The sequence below is a fragment of the Rhodococcus sp. IEGM 1330 genome (assembly GCF_033142445.1).
GTDB lineage: Bacteria > Actinomycetota > Actinomycetes > Mycobacteriales > Mycobacteriaceae > Rhodococcoides.
In genome coordinates, this window is sequence record NZ_JAWLSB010000008.1 from 1 (window position 1) to 16,954 (window position 16,954).

The 16,954-nt window shown below is 63.9% G+C and carries 16 protein-coding genes; 10 read left to right on the forward strand and 6 right to left on the reverse strand.

The window, feature by feature from the left end; translation table 11 throughout:
* Positions 1–333 precede the first annotated feature (333 nt).
* Genes R4P57_RS18340 through R4P57_RS18350 form a run of 3 tightly spaced genes read right to left on the reverse strand, consistent with a single transcriptional unit; the run spans position 334 to position 2,548 of the window.
* Positions 334–735: a RidA family protein gene (locus tag R4P57_RS18340; RefSeq protein WP_317804249.1), complete on the reverse strand. Its 402-nt coding sequence runs from the start codon at positions 733–735 to the stop codon at positions 334–336.
* Complete coding sequence (locus R4P57_RS18345; protein WP_317804250.1) at positions 732–1,529, reverse strand: IclR family transcriptional regulator; 798 nt, start codon at positions 1,527–1,529, stop codon at positions 732–734. Before R4P57_RS18345 ends, R4P57_RS18340 begins: the two co-directional genes overlap by 4 nt.
* Entirely contained in the window at positions 1,526–2,548 is a 1,023-nt protein-coding gene (locus R4P57_RS18350; RefSeq protein ID WP_317804251.1) for a sugar kinase, read from the reverse strand. The genes R4P57_RS18345 and R4P57_RS18350 overlap by 4 nt, the downstream gene beginning before the upstream one ends.
* 128 nt (positions 2,549–2,676) lie before the next feature.
* On the opposite strand from R4P57_RS18350, the gene R4P57_RS18355 reads away from it, so the two are divergent.
* Genes R4P57_RS18355 through R4P57_RS18370 form a run of 4 tightly spaced genes read left to right on the forward strand, consistent with a single transcriptional unit; the run spans position 2,677 to position 7,662 of the window.
* Entirely contained in the window at positions 2,677–3,960 is a 1,284-nt protein-coding gene (locus R4P57_RS18355; RefSeq protein WP_317804252.1) for an alanine racemase, read from the forward strand.
* Between the two features lie 14 nt (positions 3,961–3,974).
* Complete coding sequence (locus tag R4P57_RS18360; protein WP_317804253.1) at positions 3,975–5,588, forward strand: D-aminoacylase; 1,614 nt, start codon at positions 3,975–3,977, stop codon at positions 5,586–5,588.
* Positions 5,585–6,223, forward strand: coding sequence for a bifunctional 4-hydroxy-2-oxoglutarate aldolase/2-dehydro-3-deoxy-phosphogluconate aldolase (locus R4P57_RS18365; RefSeq protein WP_317804254.1), 639 nt, complete (start codon positions 5,585–5,587; stop codon positions 6,221–6,223). The genes R4P57_RS18360 and R4P57_RS18365 overlap by 4 nt, the downstream gene beginning before the upstream one ends.
* Complete coding sequence (locus R4P57_RS18370) at positions 6,220–7,662, forward strand: gluconate:H+ symporter (protein WP_317804255.1); 1,443 nt, start codon at positions 6,220–6,222, stop codon at positions 7,660–7,662. The genes R4P57_RS18365 and R4P57_RS18370 overlap by 4 nt, the downstream gene beginning before the upstream one ends.
* A 64-nt stretch (positions 7,663–7,726) precedes the next feature.
* Here R4P57_RS18370 and R4P57_RS18375 read toward each other — a convergent pair whose 3' ends face one another.
* Complete coding sequence (locus R4P57_RS18375; protein WP_317804256.1) at positions 7,727–8,836, reverse strand: hypothetical protein; 1,110 nt, start codon at positions 8,834–8,836, stop codon at positions 7,727–7,729.
* Between the two features lie 70 nt (positions 8,837–8,906).
* Positions 8,907–10,088, reverse strand: a complete 1,182-nt coding sequence (locus R4P57_RS18380) for an FAD/NAD(P)-binding oxidoreductase (RefSeq protein WP_317804257.1) — start codon at positions 10,086–10,088, stop codon at positions 8,907–8,909.
* A gap of 269 nt (positions 10,089–10,357) precedes the next feature.
* Here R4P57_RS18380 and R4P57_RS18385 point away from each other — a divergent pair, with 269 nt between their 5' ends.
* Positions 10,358–10,627 (forward strand): hypothetical protein, encoded by a 270-nt coding sequence (locus tag R4P57_RS18385; RefSeq protein WP_317804258.1) that lies wholly within the window; start codon positions 10,358–10,360, stop codon positions 10,625–10,627.
* A 175-nt stretch (positions 10,628–10,802) separates the two neighbouring features.
* Positions 10,803–11,210, forward strand: coding sequence for a VOC family protein (locus R4P57_RS18390; RefSeq protein WP_317804259.1), 408 nt, complete (start codon positions 10,803–10,805; stop codon positions 11,208–11,210).
* Positions 11,211–11,222: 12 nt separating this feature from the next.
* Here R4P57_RS18390 and R4P57_RS18395 read toward each other — a convergent pair whose 3' ends face one another.
* Positions 11,223–12,197 carry a sigma-70 family RNA polymerase sigma factor gene (locus tag R4P57_RS18395; RefSeq protein WP_317804260.1) on the reverse strand — a complete coding sequence of 325 codons (975 nt, stop codon included), beginning with the start codon at positions 12,195–12,197 and terminating at the stop codon, positions 11,223–11,225.
* Positions 12,198–12,288: 91 nt separating this feature from the next.
* Between R4P57_RS18395 and R4P57_RS18400 the strand changes: the two genes are divergently transcribed.
* From R4P57_RS18400 to R4P57_RS18415, 4 genes are all read left to right on the forward strand, one after another.
* Positions 12,289–13,269 carry a GTP pyrophosphokinase family protein gene (locus R4P57_RS18400; protein WP_094613371.1) on the forward strand — a complete coding sequence of 327 codons (981 nt, stop codon included), beginning with the start codon at positions 12,289–12,291 and terminating at the stop codon, positions 13,267–13,269.
* Between the two features lie 50 nt (positions 13,270–13,319).
* Positions 13,320–14,804, forward strand: a complete 1,485-nt coding sequence (locus tag R4P57_RS18405; protein WP_317804261.1) for a DUF2079 domain-containing protein — start codon at positions 13,320–13,322, stop codon at positions 14,802–14,804.
* Positions 14,805–16,055 carry a sulfite reductase subunit alpha gene (locus R4P57_RS18410; RefSeq protein WP_317804262.1) on the forward strand — a complete coding sequence of 417 codons (1,251 nt, stop codon included), beginning with the start codon at positions 14,805–14,807 and terminating at the stop codon, positions 16,053–16,055.
* 77 nt (positions 16,056–16,132) lie between these two features.
* Complete coding sequence (locus R4P57_RS18415) at positions 16,133–16,951, forward strand: TY-Chap domain-containing protein (protein WP_317804263.1); 819 nt, start codon at positions 16,133–16,135, stop codon at positions 16,949–16,951.
* Positions 16,952–16,954: the final 3 nt, after the last annotated feature.

Consider the following 16,954-nt stretch of genomic DNA (forward strand, 5'->3'; position numbering starts at 1 on the left):
CGAATGCATTCACCAAATAAAATTCGGCACTGACATTCATCGACACACTGTTGAGTTCTCAAAGAACACGCACACACCGTCACTGCCGCTTGCACGGTAACTCCGGGGCTTACACGCTCGAACCCCAGACATGGCTGATTACTTTCAAGCCTTGCCTGGGTTGTTCAGTGCACACTCCGTACAACCTCGTTGTCCCAGTCCGTGAAGACCGGGTCGGTGTCCGTGTCGCTCTGACTCGACAAAAGTTACGCCAAGACCAACACATACGCAAATCGCCTGGTCAGATGTAATTTCTGCGTGAACATCTGACCAGGCAACCCGATCAGAGCTCCGTCAGACGATCGCGACGGCATCGATCTCGACCAACATCTCTTCCCTCGGCAGTCCTGTGAACACCGTGGTGCGACTCGGCAGTACGTCACCGGAGGTGTGTGCGGACACGAACGCACCATAAGCGTCGTTCATGGTCGAGAAGTCCTCACGCTTGGTCAGGTACACGCGCAGCATCACGACATCGTCGAACGTCGCACCGCCGGCCTCGACGATGGCTTTGACGTTCTCGAGAGTGCGGGTGGTCTGGGCAGCGACATCGCCGGGGTACAGGTATTCGCTGGTAGCAGGATCCACCGGGCCCTGTCCGGATACCTGCACGAACGAGCCCTTCCGCACTCCCTGGGAGAACGTGTGGGCGGGTGCCGGGGCTCCTGTGGTGCGAATTTCGATCTTCTCGCTCATTGTTTTCCTTCCATCGGGCTCTCATCGGTTGTCATACGGTCATGGAGTTCCTGCGGCTGCCAGCCCAGCCCCTCGGAAATTGCGGCAGCGGTCCGTTGCACCTCGGGCAGCGTTTCCAGTACTTGGTCATGGTCGAGGAGCATGTCGGGTACCGACATCGAGACTGCTGCCACGACATCGCCGGTTCCGTTGCGCACAGCGGAGCCGATGCAGTTGACGAACGTCTCGTGCTCCTCGCGGTCCTCCGCGAATCCCTGTGCGAGCACGAGGTCCAGCTCACGCAAGTACTGCTCTGCCGTTCTGATAGTTCGTTCGGTGAAAGGCGTGTAGGTGATGCGCTGCGCAATCTGCTCACGCTCTACCTGTGGGCGTGCAGCGATCAGAACCTTCCCGACGGCTGTGCAGTGCAACGGCGCAGGCTTGCCGACCCGCGAATACATCCGCACGCTTTGTTTGGCGTCGAACTTGTCGATGTAGATCACCTCACCCGCTTCGTACGTTGCCAAGTGAATGGTCTGACCGGTGATCGTGTTGAGTTCCGCCAGGTGCGGCCGGGCGATGCTCCGAACGTCACGCTGTTCGAGCGCATGGTTGGCGAGCTCGAACAACCTGGATCCGAGCTGATACCGGTGATCCTCGTCGTGCTGGACAAATCTGTCGGCTTCCATCGTGCGAAGCAGCCGCAGCACGGTCGTCTTGTGGACCTCGAGGACCGACGCCAGCTCGTCGAGTGATCGCGGTCCGTCGCCGAGCAAGCCGAGAAGTGTCATCGCCCGCGCGAGACTCTGACTCACTGCGATACCTCCGAGTGACGCGCGGCAGTGGCTGCGTAATTCAGCCTCGCCCAATCGGCGTCGTGCAGTTCGGCCAGTTCGGTCAGCACCGCCAGGGGCAGCACCGAGGCGATGTCGCCGTGCCCGGTCAGGGCACCCGCCGCGCACAGATGCCCGAACCGAACGCGCTCGACGGAACTTCTGCCCAACAGCAGTCCGGTCAGATATCCGCCCGCGAACGCGTCTCCGGCGCCGATCTTTTCGACTACGTCGAGCTTCAGCGCCGGTACGTCGACCCGAGAGGTTCCCTCGAACGCCGTCACGGTGTGCGCGTCGTTCTTGATGACCAGGTGGTGTGGTTGCGGAAACATCTCGCGCAGCTCGGCGGGATCCGATGTGCCGAACACCATCGCAGCTTCGTCGGCACCCATGGCCACCACATCGCTTCCTCGAACATGTTCACCGAGCACATCTGCGGCTGCGTCCGGCCGAGACTTCCACAGCGCCGGCCGATAGTTCAGATCGAAGCTGACAACGGCGGGTAGATCCATCAAGGACCTCGTCAGGTCGGCCGCGGTATCGGAGATGGCCACGGTGATTCCGGTGAAGTGGATCAGGTCGGCACGGGCAACCAGGTTCGCCGCATGCCCGTCGATGTCTCTGGGCGACAGGGCGCTCGCAGCCGAGCCGGCACGGAAGTACGTCATCGCACTGTCTCGGCATGCGAGGTCGTGGCGGTCGCCGGAACCCGAGCCGCGTTGCTTCACATACATTCCCGTGGGTCGCTCGTCGTCGATCGTCACACCGGAGGTGTCGACACCTGCCGCGACCAATTGGCCGACAAGGTACCGGCCGAATCCGTCGTCGCCCACTCGCGAGATCCACGATGCATCGACGCCCAATTGACCGAACACTCTGGCCACGTTGGCTTCTGCGCCCCCGGCCGTGCGGTGGAACGTGTTCGACTTCTCCAGTGGGCCGGGCTCGGCAACCAGAACGACGAGGCCTTCGCCTACACACACCGCTCGTGGTGCTTTCACGTCGATCTCCTCGAACTCTTGCGGGAACGCTGACTTTCGTTGCAGACTACAAACCATAAACACATTGCGCAACTAGCGTTGCAAACTACGCAACGCAATGCGGATCTTTCGACACCGAGGAGACGACCGTGATCGACACCGATGCCGTCGAGGCACTCAGCCGACGAGTGCTCGGACCCGAGCACAAGGCGCTGCCCCCCAGGTCGTGGGGGCACACCATCGAGAGCTTTCTCGCCACGTCGCCACGGCTCTCCGAGTTCACTACGCCCGTACTCACTCTCGACCGTGCACGCATCGCTTCGAACATCTCGGTCATGGCCGAGTGGACCGCGCGCGCAGGAGTGCTGCTCGCACCTCACGGCAAGACGTCGATGGCCCCTCAACTGTGGAAGCACCAACTCGACGCGGGAAGCTGGGCCATCACCCTCGCAACCGGATGGCAGGTCCAGGCAGCGCGTGCGTTCGGGGTCGAACGGATCGTTCTTGCCAATGCCGAGATCGACCCTGTTGCGCTGACGTGGATTGCGGCCGAACTGGATTCGCATCCGACATTCGAGTTCTACTGCTGGGCGGACAGCGTCGCAACGGTGCACGAGATGGACCGCATACTGACTGCGCAGGGAACACGCTCCATCCGAGTCATCGTCGAACTCGGTGGCCCGCACGGACGAACCGGCGCGCGGACGACCGACGAAGCGACCTCGGTCGCTCGTGCGATCGCGTCGTCGCCGCGGCTGACCCTGGCCGGGGTCGGCGGCTACGAGGGCGCACTCAGCCACGACCGGACCGACAGCGGCCTCGCGGCGGTTCGGAGCTATCTCGACAACGTCGCCGCCCTCCATCGCGCGCTCGATGCCGAAGGGTTGTACGGCGACCATGCGATCGTGACCGCCGGCGGCAGCGCCTACCAGGACCTTGTTGTCGAGCGGTTGCACTCCCTCACTACCGGAGAGGGTGTACCTACCGACGTGGTGCTGCGCTCGGGCGCCTATGTGGTGCACGACGACGGCTTCTACTCACAGATCTCACCACTCACTCCCGCCCGCACCGACGCGCCGCTGATGTCGGCGATGCACGGATGGGCTCGGACGGTCTCCCGGCCGGAGCCCGGTCTTGCGCTGCTCGATGCAGGCAAGCGGGACTTTCCGTTCGACGAAGGTCTGCCCGTCCCCCAGTTGATTCGGGGAACCGAGACTCTCGATTCCGGTGCCGACATCACAGCACTGAACGATCAGCACGCGTTCCTTCGCCTACCGGCCGAGGACAGCACGGCGCTGCCGGTGGGATCGGTGGTGCGGTTGGGCCTGTCTCACCCGTGCACCGCCTTCGACAAGTGGCGTCTGGTTCCCGTCGTCGACGACGCCGATGGCGACGATCCCCGCGTCGTCGATCTCGTACACACATTCTTCTAGAGAGCCGAAACCTCATGCCCGATATCCTCTTTCGAGGTGCCGACGTCATCGACGGCACCGGATCGCCACGCCTGCGTCGTGACGTGCTCGTACGCGACGGAATCATCGCCTCGATCGCCGAACCCGGCACCGTTCGCGGTGCCGACAGAATTGTCGACGCGACTCCGGGGCAGGTCCTGTCCCCTGGGTTCATCGACATGCATGCCCATTCCGATCTGCGTCTACTGACCGACCCCGACCACTTCCCGAAGATCAGTCAGGGCGTCACCACCGAGGTCATCGGACAGGACGGGATCGCCTACGCTCCGATCGACGACGCGACGCTCGATGTGGTGCGGCGTCAGATCGCCGGGTGGAACGGCAATCCCGTCGACCTCGACTTCTCGTGGCGTTCGGTCTCGGAGTACCTCGCTCGCCTCGACCAGGGGATCACTCCGAACGCTGCCTATCTCGTTCCCCAGGGAACACTGCGATACCTCGCGGTGGGCCCTGATCAGCGACCCGCGACGCCGTCCGAGATCGCCCACATGCAGGAGTTGCTGGCCCAGGGATTGCAGGAGGGTGCCGTCGGGATGTCGAGCGGTTTGACGTACACACCCGGAATGTACGCGGACACAAGCGAATTACGAGCACTGTGCGAGGTCGTCGCCGACTTCGGTGGGTTCTATGCACCGCACACTCGGTCGTACGGCGCGGGCGCGCTCGACGCATACCAGGAGATGCTCGATCTCTCCGGGGAGACGGGATGTGCGCTGCATCTGACTCACGCGACGATGAACTTCGGCGTCAATCGGGGCCGGGCACGTGAGTTCTTGGACCGCGTCGATTCTGCGATCGCGGACGGATGCGACGTCACCCTCGACACGTATCCATATCTGCCCGGAGCCACCACTCTGTCTGCGCTGCTGCCGAGTTGGGCGATGTCCGGTGGCCCCGACCGCGCGCTCGAACGCCTCGACGATCCGGACATGCGTCGACGCATCGCACAGGATGTCGACGTCGACGGGTCCGACGGCTGCCATGGCGTGACCGTCGAGTGGGAGACCATCCAGCTCAGTGGAGTGGCGAATCCGGAGCTCGATCGCTACGTCGGGCGCACGATGTCCGACATCGCGGCCGAGACGGGTCGGTCCCCGGTGGACGTGTTCTTCGACTTCCTTCGCCGAGACGCGCTGGCCACCACCATCCTGCAGCACGTCGGACACGAGGAGAACGTGCGCGAGATCATGGCGCATCCACGCCATATGGGCGGCAGTGACGCGATCCTGGTCGGCGAGAAGCCGCACCCACGCGCCTGGGGAACGTTCCCCCGCTATTTGGGTCACTACGTTCGGGACGAGCAGCTGCTCTCACTCGAGGACTGCATCAATCACCTGACCGGTCGTCCCGCTGCGCGGCTCCGCCTGCGCGCCCGCGGCACGATCGCCGAAGGGCACGCAGCCGATCTCGTCCTGTTCGACCCGGCCACCGTGCGCGATACCGCCACGTTCGAGAACCCGAAGCAACAGGCCGAGGGCATCAGCCACGTCATGGTCAACGGCGCGTTCGCCATCGACGATCAACGCCCCACTCACTCACTGGCAGGCCACGCCCTGCGGATGAATCCCACCGGAAAGCAAACATCATGAACGCACTGACGACGATTCTCGAGGACCGCGCACTGTCGGTGGTCCGCGCCCCGCACATCTCAGATCCTGCTGCGTTGGCAGCTGCCCTCGCGCGCGGAGGAATTCGCGCGCTCGAGCTGACCTTCACCACACCCGGCGTCCTCGAACTGATCCGCGCGGCATCGAACGCAGGTGCCCTCGTCGGGGCGGGCACCGTACTGACCGCCGACCAAGCGCGGTCGGCGATCGACGCAGGGGCGCACTTCGTCGTGACCCCCGGGCTGCGTCCCGACGTTGCCGCGATCGTCACCAACGCCGGGATCCCGCTGATGATGGGCGCGCTCACCCCGTCGGAGGTGATGACCGCCCTCGATCTCGGAGCGGATGCCGTGAAGATTTTTCCGGCTCGGACCGTCGGGCCCGCGTATTTCAAGGATCTGCTCGGCCCCTTCCCCGACGCACAACTCGTTCCGTCCGGGGGCGTCAACGCGGGCAACGCTGCTCAGTTCCTGGCATCCGGTGCCGTCGCAGTGACTGCAGGCACCGATGTGGTTCCACCGGCGTCGGTTGCGGCCGCCCAGTGGGACGACATCACCGTTCGAGCGCAGACGTTCGTGGCGGCTATCAGTGCAGACATCAAGGAAGGCTCGTCATGAATTCTGTCGTCGACTGGCTCAGAACCTCCACGCCAGGTCTACTTATATTGTGCGGCATCGCAATTGCCGTACTGCTCGTCGTCATCATCAAGGTCAAACTCGAACCGTTCATCGCACTTCTCATCGTCGGCCTCGGCTTGGCTCTCGCTGCCGGTTTGCCCGTCAACGAGATAGTCGGCACCGCCATCAAGAGCAACGAATCGCTTCTCGAAACCGGGTTCGGCGGCATCCTCGGGCACATCGCAGTCATCATCGGACTGGGAACGGTACTGGGCGCGATTCTCGAAAAGTCCGGTGGCGCACAGGCACTGACCGCCAAGCTGCTGGGAGTCTTCGGAGAACGCGGAGCACCCATCGCAATGGGCCTGCTGGGCTTGATCTTCGGCATCCCGGTGTTCTTCGACATCGGCATCTTCGTGTTGGCACCGCTGGTGTACGTGGCGGCGCGTCAAGGCGGAAAGTCGTTGGTGCTCTATGCGCTGCCGATGCTGGCAGGGTTGTCCATGACGCACGCTTTCTTGCCGCCACATCCAGGTCCGGTTGCCCTCGGAGGGTTGCTCGAGGTGAACCTGGGCTGGCTCATCCTGTTCGGATTCATCTGCGGAATACCAGGATTCATCGCCGCCGGCCTGGTGTGGGGTAACTGGATCGGCAAACGCATCATCGTCGACGTCCCAGAGGAGTTCATCAACGACGGGGACGACGCGAGCACCACCGAGGGTGGAGGCGCAGGCACGGTCGCGACCAAGCGCCCGATCGTCACGACGCCGCCGTCGGTGGGCACCATCGGAGCGATCATTGCGGTTCCACTGGTCCTGATCCTCGGTGCCACGTTCGGCAGCATTCTGCTCGATCCCGGCAACCTGCTCGAAGTGCTCACGTTCTTCGGCACACCGGCCGTCGCACTACTCATCGCAGTACTGATCGCGTTCTACGTGTTGGGAATCCGCCGCGGATCCACAGTCCAGGAATTGAGCAAACTGACCGGAGAATCTCTGCGTCCCGTGGGCATGTTGCTGCTCGTCGTCGGGGCAGGCGCGTTCTTCGGAAAGGTCATCTCGGCCACAGGCATCGGCACCGCGTTGGCCGACACCATGGCGGCCGCTGGTCTACCGATCATCGTCTTGGCCTACATCATCAGCTGTGCACTGCGCGTGGCGCAGGGCTCGGCCACGGTGGCCATCGTGACGACCGGCGGAATCGTCGGACCCCTGGTAGCAGCGCAGGACTACTCGGCTCCGGCCGTCGCACTCATCGCCATGTCCATCGCGGCGGGCTCGATCATCGCCAGCCACGTCAACGACGGCGGATTCTGGATCATCGCGAAGTTCTTCAACCTCACCGTCAAGCAGACACTGCAAACGTGGACGGTCCTCGAGACAATTCTGTCCGTGGTCAGCTTCGCCGTCGCGGGAATTCTGTTCGCAATCATCGCCTAGAGCCAGTGGCGCGGCCGAGTGCCTTTGGCGGCACTCAGTCGCGCCACTGTGCCGATGGCGGCACTCAATCGCGCCACTGTGTCCGCACTTGATCACCGACGAAGTGCGTGTTCTCGGCAGACATCTCCCGGCTCCCCGACCGCCCGACGAGGTCATCGATCCGATCGTCCAAGCTGTGCGCGCGGGCCATCGCGTCCGAGGTGCGTGCCTCGGTCTCCGAGGACTCGACCACATTCGCGAGTCGAACCAGCGCGGCCACCCGTCCGGTCAACTGTTTCCACACCACTTCCAGTGCGCCACGGCGGGATTCGACCTGCGCTGCGGTCTCCTCGTCGACCATCGTTTCACCGATCCGGTTCAGCTCGGTCGCTACCGTACACAGCGACGTGGCATCGACCGAGATCTCGGTGAGTTCGACGAACAGGTCCAGCTGATTACGTTGGATCTCGAAGTACGTCGACTGCCATGCCGGCGACCGACGCACCCGATCGAACGAAGTGCCGGCAAGGAACAGCAGGGTGTCGTAGCGATCGTCGAAGCGGTCGTCCTTTCGGTCCACGAACTGATCCACCATTCCTGTCGCCCACTCGACCCTGTCGGCCACCGGGGTTTTGCGCGCCAGCGTGCTCACCCGATCCGTGGCCGCATCCACCAGCGACAGGCCACGCTCGGCGATCGGGCCGAACTTCTGTGGCGCAGGCGTTCTCGTCAACGCATCGAAGACCGCGTCCCGCTGGTCCAGGTCGAGATGCACACCTTCCCGGCGCTCTTTACGCGCCGCACGTACTCCGGTGGCGTAGTGCCGATTGGACATCACCACGGTGGTGCGGTGGTGATTGATTCGTTTGGTCAACTCGGCAGCTCGGAGTCTGTACACGAGAGCCGATCCGGGCTTGCTCGTCGTGTCCTTGGCGAGCCAGCGATCGCGCTCGTCCACCAGAGTGCGCAGTGCGCCGAAACCCCCGATCGACGGCAGCGAGCGTCCGGCATGCCATCGGTCGACGAGGACGACTCGGGTAGCCTCGTCCACGCGCCCGGCCGCGATGGCGACAGCGGCCGCGTCGGACAGTGGCTCGGAGCGACCGGGCAACCGGCAGTCGGCGCAGCGGCGGTGGACCTCGTCGTCGAATCGGGCACGCTGTTCGGCCGACTCACTGCCATCGAACTCGGGCATCGTCTCTCCTAGGTCACGCCGCATCGCCGGTGTCGTCGACTGATCGCTCGCCATCGAGTGTTCCAGAAGTTCAGATCAGTCCGCGCAACGATTGCTCGGTCTGCGGCTTCTTCTCGGCCAGCAGGGTGCGCGCCACGTCGAGACCCTCCCAGACGTTCCACATCAGTACACCCCGAACGACGGCATCGTCGTCGAGGTAATACACGACGCCTTCCTTTCCTACGGACTTCCAGTCCTCGACGACATTCAGCGTCGTGGACACCGTGCCGATCGCCTGATAGCCGTCGTCGTAGACGTCGGAGTAGAAGTACGGGGTGTACGTGTAGGGATCCGCGGCGCCGGCCATATTGCGTCCTGCGGCCTTGCCCATCTCGGTCGCGTTGTCGACATGCTCGATCCGTCGGCGTCCGAGGATGGCGTCGGGGTAGCTCGCCACGTCACCGGCGGCGTAGACGTGTTCGTCCTCGGTCCGGAGGAACTCGTCCACGATCACGCCGTCGTCGACTGCCAGCCCTGCAGATTCGGCCAGTTCTGTGTCGGGTCGCACGCCGAGTCCGAACACGACTCCGTCCGCCTCCACGGTCGAACCGTCGTCGAGTTGCAGTTGCACGCGCGCCGACGCCTCGGCTCCGGAAACGACCCTCGTTCCCCGGCGCACGGTCACACCGTGGCCGCCGAAACCCTTGTCGAAGCCGGCAGCCAGGCTCGGCGGAAACATGTGTCCACCGAGTACGGCGTCCGACGTCACCAGTGTGACCTTCACACCCTGAAGAGACAGGGCAGCTGCGATTTCGGTTCCGATGTATCCGCCGCCGACCACAGCGATGTGATCGGCGGTCTTCGTCAGCTCGCGCAGCGCCCGGTAATCGGCGAAGGTGCGGAAATACACCACGCGGGGGCTGGGAGTCAGTTCGATGCGCGTCGGCGTTGCACCCGTTGCCAGGAGAAGCTGTCCGTACTCGTGGCGTTCTCCGGATTCCGTGGTGACCGACGAGTTCGAGCGGTCGACGGACGCGACTCGAGTTCCGGTGTGCACCTCTGCACCGGTGTCGGAGGCCGTGTCGAGCGAGACCTGATCGCGGCCGAACTCCGGGTCGGTCCACAGTTTCTTCGACAGCGCCGGGCGCGTGTACGGCGCGTCGGGGTCCGCGCCGAGTATGCCGATGGAGCCGGACCCGTCCTGCTCGCGGATTCCGCGAGCTGCGCTGTCCGCAACCATTCCCCCGCCGATGATCAGGTAGTCGTAACGCATCGTTCACTCCTCGAAAGTCGACGTTATTTGCTCCGTGGCTACCCGGAACAACACGAGAAGAATCCTTCGGGCCGCTCAGTCCGGAGAACCCGCAGGTGGGGGAACCGACCGGACTGTATGCAGCATCACACCCCGAAGAGGTTGGCCCAGGCCCGTCGAGTGGGCATCTTGGTCTGGGCGACGAAACATCGTTTTTACACGGGTCGAGCTGTAACGGTTCCGGCCGACCGAACGACTCACACCTCAGGACGCGAACAAAAGGAGACGATGTGACTGTTCAGATCGATTCGCTCGCAATTGGCACCGACAACGCCGATATCGCGACAGCCGACGTCGACCAGCTCTTCGACGAAGTTTCAACGCTGGACGCCACCATCCTCGACGCCATCGCGCGTCGCACCCGCCTGGCGCGCACGCTTGCCGCGGCAACGCCCGACGCCACCGAGTCGGACCAGGCTGCCGATCCCTATGCAGACCTCGGCAACGACGGCCACGTCTTCTCACGCATGCTCTCGCGCCTGGCGCAGATCACGCGATAGCTACACGCCCCCTCAGCTTCGCAGTCCGCGACCCCGTCGAGCATCCGCTCGGCGGGGTCGCGTCGTGTCGGCACCTCTGCACCCGATGATTTTTCGGATCGACAGCTGTCAGTACGAGCAAGACCGTTGTTCGACGGTTCGACGCAGCAGGTTCTTCCAGAAAAGGTGTGTACCCATGTCCCGAATGCTGTTCGCCAACATGCCCGTCCGCGACGTCGTCGCCACCCGCGCATTCTTCGAGGGACTCGGATTCGAGTTCAACGATGTGTTCAGCGACGAGAACTGTGCCTCGATGGTCGTCAGCGATCAGGCGACCGTGATGTTTCTGGCCGCTTCGCGATTCGAGGACTTCATCTCCGACTCGATCTGCGACACGGGCTCGGCCCGGGAGGTGCTGATGTGCGTCTCAGCCGACAGCCGCGACGAGGTCGACTCGCTCGCCGACGCGGCGATCGCGGCGGGTGGATCGAAGTGGATGGAGCCCCAGGATCACGGGTTCATGTACGGCCGGGCGTTCCGAGATATCGACAACCACGTGTGGGAAGTGATGTGGATGGATCCGTCGGCCGTCCCGGAGAGCTGACCGACCTTTCGTCTAGAGGCGGTCGGGCAAACCGAAACGATCGAACAGAGTCAGATCGAAGAAGCAGGCCACGTGCCCGACCCCTCTGGCATCGATATCGAGAACGTGCAGCTGGAACGGCCGGTGCACACCGTCCTCGGCCAGCATGTAGAGCCCGTAAGCAGGCTGACCGTTGGCAGAGGTGGCCACCATCCGCATATCGCCTGCTCCGTTTGCGGGGCAGTTGTTGCGGATGAGAGATCCGATCGTCTCGCCACCCTGGTACCACCCGACGAACGGCGGCATTTCCCACACCGCGTCCGAGGTGAACAGTGTGACCAGTCGGTCGATGTCGTAGCTCTCGAAACACTCCACGTACTGGGTGAGAAGTTTCTGCAATTCCGCGCATTCGATGGGCTCGACGTTGTCGAGCTCGGGCGCGATTTCGTCGAGACGCTCCCGTGCTCGCTGCAGGAGGCTGTTGACTGCGGTCGTCGTCGTGGCGAGAACCTCGGCAACCTCCGACGCTTTCCACTGCAACACTTCGCGCATCAGCAGCACCGCGCGTTGTCGCGACGACAGATGTTGCAGCGAGGCGACGAAGGCGAGCCGCACGGATTCCTTGGCCACCACGATCGAGGCGGGATCACTCGCATCCGCCAGATCTGAATCCGCGATCGGCTCGAGCCACGGAATCTCGTTGTTCTGCACCAGTTCGTCGGTGGGGCCTGAACTCGGTGCACCCAAGCCTGTCGGCAAGGGACGCTTCGCCCGGCCGTCCAGAGCGGTGAGACAGGTGTTGGTTGCGATTCGGTACAGCCACGTGCGCAGGGACGAACGGCCCTCGTATTTGGCGTACCCCCGCCACGCGCGAATGTACGTCTCCTGCAACAGGTCCTCGGCATCGTGGATCGACCCGGTCATGCGATAGCAGTGCGCGAGCAACTCACGACGAAAGGGATCGAACTGCTCGACGAAGTCGTCCTTCTGTTCCGAGGCCACGGTCATGCGGTAGAGCGTAAACCGGACACAGTCGCGCCACAGCTCGAACGCGCGCCGCCGAAAGGTTTGCCGACACTTCTGCGTTAACCTCGGCATCGTGACATCGGCAACGAGTATCGACGACTTGGTCGAAGAGCTGTACCTGCAGCGTCGTCGAGCGTGGGAAGCCGCTCTCGTCACTGCGCAGAACTTCCTCGAGACCATCGCCGACGAAATTCTCGAGGACGTCGATCGAGACCGATTGAATGCGCAGACGGCACGCATCAAGGACCCGGGCAGATCGGCCGACAAACTGCGCCGCTATCTCTCCGAGGGCCGCATCACCGAGCCGACCGACGCCGATGCCGTCGCCGAGGCGTTGCCCGATCTCGTCGGCGTCAAGGTGCTGTGCAAGACCCCGCGCGATCAGCTGACGTTCGTCGCTGCGCTCGAGCGTGCGTGCAACGACCCGGAATGCTCTGTACGATTCGCGCAACCACCCACCGACTACGTCGCCTTTCCCAAGCCGAGTGGCTACCGCGCGTACCACGCCGTGCTGGTCGTTCGAGTGGCAACACATCAGGGTGACCTCGATGTGAAGGTGGAAGTTCAGGTCAAGACGCGCCTGCAGGACGCCTGGGGCGAGCTGACCCACGAGGACATGTACAAGCCCGGTGAGGCACTCAAGCCGACCAAGAAGCACACCGACTACGCCGCGCACATGGCCCACCTGCTCGATCAGGTGGATGCGATGGCCGACGATCTGGCCGCGCAGCTCGACTCGTTGACGGCCGCGTCGAAGGACGGGGGCGTGCTCGCGGCCGACCCGATTCCGAAGGATCCGGACTTCATCAGCGCCAGGGTCACCCGCACCGGTCCACGCTATGCACTCGCCGTCGGACCGGACGGCCGTAGAGGCCTCGTTCCCGCTCGATCGGTGAAAGCAGTCATCGGCTCGACCGACCGGATCGCCGTCAACGACTATCTGGAGGTGGGCGACTTCATCGATGTGGTGGTCGAAGACTCCGAGGATGCGCTCTACTATCACCTCACCTCCCAGCCGCCACGACGCAAGCCCGCGAAGAAGCGCAAGCGCTGACCTGGAGTTCTCAGCAACGTCTCACGTCGGTCCGGTAGACATGCCTTCTCGTGACCACTACCGAGAAATCCACGGTCGTCACCGATGCCGACAGTGTCGACACAGCGACCGAGAGAACAGCGACCGACGAAACAGCGACCACAGATCGGCGCGCACGATTCCGCTCGGCCGAGACGCTGGTGCCTGCCGTCTCGTTCGCCGTGCTGGCCACCCTGTACTCGGTGATGTCCGTCCTCGGCCATCGCCAGCTCCGTACATCCGGATTCGACCTGGGGATATTCGTTCAACAGATCGCGTCGTACTCGCAGTTTCGCGCGCCGACGTCCGACCTGCTCGGCACCGGCTACAACACGCTCGGCGATCACTTCTCGCCCATCACCGCCTTGCTGGGACCGCTCTACCGGGTGTTCCCGCACGCCGAGACGCTGCTGATCGCGCAAGCCGTGTTGTTCGCGCTTGCCGTGATTCCGATCAGCCGACTGGCGGTACAGAAATTCGGCACCATCGTCGGCATCGTGACGGCCGCGGCATTCGGACTGTCGTGGGGCATACAGGCCGCGCTGAACTTCGACTTCCACGAGGTGGCGTTCGCGATGCCCCTGCTGGCCATGTCGATGGTCGCTCTGGTCGGCCGACGCTGGCTCCCGGCCCTGGCCTGGGCTCTACCCCTGGTGTTCGTCAAAGAGGACATGGGCCTGACGGTGATCGTCATCGGGGCACTGGTGGCGCTGTGGACGAGCGGCCGAACGCGCATCCTGGGGGCGCTGACTGCTGTGTGGGGACTGACCTGGGTGGTTCTCGCAGTCAAGGTGATCATCCCGGCCCTCAGCTCGGACAACTCGTACGACCAGGGCTCGAAGCTGCCTCCTCTCGGCGAAGGCATCGCCGACACCGCGCACGGTCTGGTTGCCGGCGATTCACGGGCGGCCACCGCCTTTCTGCTGCTCGCGGTCACTGGCTTCTTCGCCCTGCGCTCTCCACTGCTCCTGGTCGCCGTCCCGACGGTCGCGTGGCGCTTTCTCAGTGACAACACCAACTTCTGGAAGCCGATCTACCACTACAACGCGATCCTCATGGTCATCGTGTTCGTCGCATTGCTCGACGCGTTGGCGCGTAGCCACCGGCACGGTCAGCTCACCGAACGCGGCCGGAAGCTGATCGTCGCGTTCGTGGCCGCGTTCGCGGTCGTCGCATTGCCGTTCCTGCCCATGTCACGTGTGGTGCACGCGCAGGAGTGGACGATCGATCCGCAGGCCGAGACCGCCCGAGAAATCTCCGAGTGGATTCCCGCCGGTGATCGAGTTGCGGCGTCGAACAATCTCGTGGCGCAACTCGTCGCCGACCACGACGTGTCGGTCTTTCCACAGCGCACGACCGATTCGACCGTCCCGGATTGGATCGTCGTCAACCAGAAGCGGCCTGCGGGTTGGCCGACGGACGAGACCGGCGATCGTCAGGCGATCAGCCGGGCGCTGGCGAGCGGATTCGACGTCGTCTTCTCCGTCGACGGAATCGAGGTCCTGCACCGCGAGTGAGTGGTCCCGATTAGTGTTCGAACAGGTCGACCTCCCAGTCGACCGACAGAGACGACTACCACAAGGCAGGTACAGGACATCGACGCTCGAACCGGCGATCTCGGCGCCACCAAGACCGCATCGAAGCGCTCACCGTGGAATCGGAAGAATCCCTACCGCGCGCAGATTCTGAGCAACCGACGCCTCTCCGGCCCCACGTCGGCCAAAGAAGTTCGACACTTCTCGATCGCGCTCGGCGACAGCGGCATCGCCTACGAAGCCGGCGACGGATTCGGCGTCAAGCCCGTCAACGACGCGGCGCTGGTCTCGGCCGTGATCGAGCGCCTGGGTGTGCCGGCCGACACCGCGGTCCACACCAAATCCGGCGAGATCACCTTGGCCGATGCCTTGACCACGGACTACGAGATCGGCATCCCGTCCATGGATCTGATCGAGGCCGTGGCCGAACGCGCCGGTGACGCCGAGCTCGATCACGTTCTGCAGAACGGCGACCGTGCGTCGTTCGACGCCTGGACGTGGGGTCGCGACGTCGTGGACGTTCTCCATCTCGATCGGTCGGGAGCGTTCGATCCAGCGGAATTCCTCGGTTTGCTGCGTCCTCTGCAACACCGGGCCTACTCGATTTCGTCGTCGCCGATCGTGCACGAGGGCAGCGTGCATCTGACCGTCTCGACGGTCCGATATCGGTCGGCCGAGCGTGATCGCGGCGGTGTCTGCTCGACGTATCTGGCCGATCGCGTCGGGGACGGGCATCAGGCCGGAGTGTTCCTGTCGGCCAACAAATCGTTCCGCCTCCCGTCCGACGACACCCCGATCATCATGATCGGGCCGGGAACCGGAGTGGCACCGTTTCGAGCATTTCTGCACGAGCGTGGTGCTCGCGGCGCGTCGGGCGAGAACTGGCTGTTCTTCGGTGATCAGCATCGAGCGAGCGACTTCCTGTACGAGGACGAACTAGTCGATTTCGAGCGGAACGGTCTGCTGACGCGACTCGATCTGGCCTTCTCTCGCGACCAGCCGCAGAAGATCTACGTCCAGCACCGTATGCGTGAGGCAGGCAAGGAGCTGTACGGGTGGCTCGAAGCGGGTGCGCAGCTCTATGTGTGCGGCGATGCGGCACGCATGGCCAAGAGCGTCGACGAGGCACTGCACGAGATCGTCGCCGAACATGGTGGCCGCTCCCCCGACGCCGCCGAGGACTACGTCGACGACCTCAAACAATCCAAGCGCTACCTGCGCGACGTGTACTGACTCAGGTTCTTGTCGGACCCTCTCGCTACGGTCTCGGATACAGGCATCAGTTCTCGTCCGAGAAGAGGGTTTGCATCGTGACCGCACTGCAGAACGGCCATTTCGACTCCACCACCGCGCTCGCGTGGGCCACGTTCACCGAAAACCTGCATGCTCGTCTTCGGACCTTGCCGAGGCGGGACTACATCACGGTGTCCGCCGCTCAGGCGAGCCCCGGCGAGCGTGGATTGCGGCCGTACATCGATGTGGCGGCGACGGACGGCGGCGTGCTGGTGTCGGTGGCAGCGCTGCCCTCACTGCTGTACCCGGATGCCCCGGACGCCACGGCCATGGATGTGCAGCTCCTCGACTGCGGTTGGTTGGATCGAGGCAAGCCGGTCGCAGACGGATCGATCATCGACCTCACTCGAACCGACACCCGAGCTGACGCGGCGCTCGTCGCGGAGCTGATCACGCGCGCGTTCCGAGAGATCTGGAACGTCCCGCATCCGTCGTTCCTGAGCGTGTGGAGTGTGGCGGCCGACGGTGCATCGTCGGGACCGGTCGACCTGCAGCGCGGGTTGGTCGGTCGCACGACCGGCGCAGCGGTCGAGAGTCCGTCGGAGGCATCCGACGACGTTCCTGCCGAGCTGAGGTCACTGCAAGCGTTGTGCCAGTTGGTCGGTCGGCGCGTCGATGCGCACACTGTTCGATCGGTGTGCGCCGACGGCGATATCGACGCGTTGAAAGCTCGAGCACTGTCGCTGTATCGATCGGCCGCTGTTCGGGCTCGCCCCGCCGCCGACGCGAGTCGGGAGAACTCGGTCGCGGTATGGAAAAACCTTGCCCGCACCTGGCTCCTGGTCGCACACAGCATGGACGCCGTGACGAGGGCAGACCGGCACGCGTGCCGGTGACGA